The following is a 3,017-nucleotide window of genomic DNA, read 5'->3' as shown; positions in this document are numbered from 1 at the left end:
GGCGAGCGCCCGGGCGAGCGCGACCCGCTGGCGCTGCCCGCCCGACAGGGTGTCGGGGCGGCGATCCCCGAAACCGTCGAGGCGGACTAGGCGCAGCAGCTCCGTGACGCGGGCCGTGGCGGCAGCCCGGCCCAGTCCCTTGAGGCCGTAGCCGACATTGCCGGCCACGCTCATGTGCGGGAACAGCGCGTAGGACTGGAACATCATGTTCACGGGCCGCCGGTGCGGGGGCAGCGCCGTGAGGTCCTGCTCGCCGAGGCGAACATGGCCGGAACTCGGGATCTCGAAGCCCGCGATCATGCGCAGGAGGGTGCTCTTCCCGCATCCGGACGGCCCGAGCAGGCAGAAGAACTCCCCGGGCTCTAGCGTGAGGTTCACCGCATCGACGGCGAGGTGGCTGCCGAAGCGCTTGGTGAGATCCTCCAGCCGCAGGCGCAGCGCCGGTGCGTCGGCCAAGGCGTCAGGAATCCTCGCGCAGCGCCTCGGCCACGCGCGCCTCGAGGAGATCGGGCCGGCGCAGCACCAGGGCGCCGCGGGTGCGGTCGACCAGGCCCTCGGCCGCCATCGCGGTGAACTCGCGGGTGACCTGCTCGCGGCGGCAGCCGATCCGGGCGGCCAGCACGTGGTGGTAGGGCGGCGGCGACACGACCCGCTCGCCGGAGGTGCCCGACCGCGGGACCGAGAGGCGCAGCAGCTCGGCATAGAGCCGGTGCTTCAGGTCCAGGAGCGCGTGCTCCATCAGCCGGGTGTTGAGTTCGCGCACGCGCTTGGCCAGCAGCCGGAACAGCCGGTCGGCGATCGCCTCGGAGGCGAACACCATCTGGCGGAACACCGCGGCCGGCACCACGCAGACCTCACCGCGGGTCAGCGCCGTGACGTTGGCCGAGCGGCCGATCCCGTCGATGGCGGCGAGCTCGCCGAAGAAGGCCCCGCCGCGCATCTCGCCGAGGATCACCTCCTTGCCGGACTGGGTCCGGTTCAGGATGCGGACCTCGCCCGTGGCGATGAAGTAGACGTCCGTGGAGATGTCGTCGAAGTCGACCAACACCTCGTTCTCGTCGAAGCGGCGCCAGTGGCAGCGGGTCTCGAACGGACCGAGCTCGATGCCCGGATCCTTGAAGAAGGGTATCGTCCCCAACCGCGCCATCGATCCTGTCCCTTCGGCCCCAGCCTCCGTCCCTGTCCTGACGGGTGCCGACCAGCAACTGTGGGGACGGAAGCAGCCCGCATCTTGGAGCGGCGCGCCGACCCGGCCGCGCGCCAGCGATGAGGCGAAATCGATGGTGACGGCCACGCGCGGGCCGGTCAAGCCGCGCTTGGCTGAACAGGAGTTTATTAGCGGGAATCGGTGGAGAGGGATAATTTCCCGCGCCTCGGCGCCAGACGATTCGCAATGCACCAGACGTTCGACATCGCTCATCCCTTCGCCGGCTCGTTCAGCCCGCTCGTCCGGCGGCAGGCGACATTGTCCGATGCGTTCGAGCGCTCCGGCCACAGCTTGCATTCCGGCCGCTATGCCAGGGTTCGCGTCTGCCCGGCGCCTGCGGGACATGGCATCGTCTTCCGCCGCCGCCTGAATACGGGGGAGGCCGTCGATGTTCCGGCCCTGTGGCAGTTCCGGGAATCGCAGCCGCTCTCGTCTGCGATCCGGCGGGACGGGGTGCTCGTGCGCACGATCGAGCACCTGATGGCGTCCCTGCACGCGCTCCGGGTCGACAACGTGCTGGTCGAGATCGACGCGGACGAGCTGCCGATCTTCGACGGGAGCGCGACCCCCTGGTGCGCGGCGATCCGGGATGTGGGTCGGACCGAGCAGCCCGCCCCCTGCCGGGTGCTGCGGATGCGCCGGACGGTCACCGTCGCGGATGGGCGGCGCCTGATCCAGATCGGGCCGGGCCTGGGATTGCACGTCACCGGCCACGTCGCGCTCGCCCATTTCGGCTCGCTCGACTGGTCCGGCGTCATCACGCCGGACCGCTTCGTGCAGGAGATCGCGCCCGCGCGCAGCTTCGGACGGTACGTTCGCGCCATGGCGGGACGCGCCTACGGCTACGCCGTGGGCGAGGATTTCCTGCAGGGCGTCTCCACGCGCTCGGCGGCACTTCTCTGGCGGGGACGCGTCATCGGCGGGATGCGCGTCCCGGCGGAGCCCGTCCGCCACCGGATCCTGGACCTGGTCGGCGACCTGATGCTGGTGGGGCACCCGGTGGAAGGCCATGTCGCGGCGTTCCACACCGGCCACGAGCTGAACCACGCGCTGGTCCGGGCACTGATGCGCGAGCCCACGGCCTGGGAGCTGGTCTGACGGCGCGCCTCAGGCCGAGGCGCGCAGGGTCGTCTGGTCGCACGCGACCACCACCTGGCGGAACGCCCGCAGGAGGTCGGCATCGAGCTTGGGGCCCATCGTTCCCAGGATCGCGTAGGCCTCCTGGATCGGCTTCGGCGCCTTGTAGGGCCGGGCCTCGATCAATGCCGCGAAGATATCGCAGATCGTGATCAGCCGGACGAGGTCGGGGATCTCCTGTGCCCGAAGCCCGTCTGGGTAGCCGGAGCCGTCGAGATATTCGTGATGCGAGCGGACCACGGCCAGCGTTCCGGCATCGTAGCCGCCATCCGCCAGCATGTCGTAGCCGATGGCCGGATGCCGATCCATCTCCAGCCGCTCCGCCGCATTGAGCGGAGCGGGCTTGTTCAGGATCGCCAGCGGGATCCGGGCCTTGCCGATATCGTGCAGCAGCGCGCCCTTGGTCAGGTGATGCGTATCCGTTTCGTTCAGGCCCAGGCTCTGCGCGAAGGCCGCGGCCAGGCCGGCGACCGTCAGGCAGTGCCGGTGGGTCACGTCGTCGAAGCCGGCCACCACGTTCAGCCAGTCGCGGACCTTCGCCTCGCGGATCGCCCGGTTGATGATCGTGGTGCCGGCATCGACGATGGCGGCCGCCGGCGTCGTGTCCGCACGGAAGATCGCCCGGAAGGCGGACCGCGCCTCGTCGGCGCGGCGGCGCTGGGGGCCGGGCGGG

The 3,017-nt window shown here is 70.7% G+C and carries 4 protein-coding genes; 1 reads left to right on the top strand and 3 read right to left on the bottom strand.

Annotated elements, in window-relative coordinates; translation table 11 throughout:
- Together FV228_RS25170 and FV228_RS25165 are read right to left on the bottom strand one after the other, a co-directional pair.
- Window positions 1-456: ABC transporter ATP-binding protein (locus tag FV228_RS25170; protein ID WP_147857046.1), on the bottom strand; the 456-nt coding region annotated here is incomplete at its 3' end.
- 4 nt (window positions 457-460) lie between these two features.
- A complete protein-coding gene (locus FV228_RS25165) occupies window positions 461-1,147 on the bottom strand; it encodes a Crp/Fnr family transcriptional regulator (RefSeq protein ID WP_147857045.1) in 687 nt (228 codons plus the stop codon).
- Window positions 1,148-1,393: 246 nt separating this feature from the next.
- Here FV228_RS25165 and FV228_RS25160 point away from each other — a divergent pair, with 246 nt between their 5' ends.
- Entirely contained in the window at window positions 1,394-2,305 is a 912-nt protein-coding gene (locus FV228_RS25160; protein WP_147857044.1) for a UDP-3-O-acyl-N-acetylglucosamine deacetylase, read from the top strand.
- A gap of 9 nt (window positions 2,306-2,314) precedes the next feature.
- Here the strand turns inward: FV228_RS25160 and FV228_RS25155 are convergent.
- On the bottom strand, window positions 2,315-3,017 hold a 703-nt coding region (locus FV228_RS25155), incomplete at its 5' end, for an HD domain-containing phosphohydrolase (RefSeq protein ID WP_147857043.1).

This window comes from Methylobacterium sp. WL18, from assembly GCF_008040015.1.
GTDB lineage: Bacteria > Pseudomonadota > Alphaproteobacteria > Rhizobiales > Beijerinckiaceae > Methylobacterium > Methylobacterium mesophilicum.
Note: the sequence above shows the minus strand (reverse complement) of the source record. Positions and strands in the feature narration are given on the sequence as shown.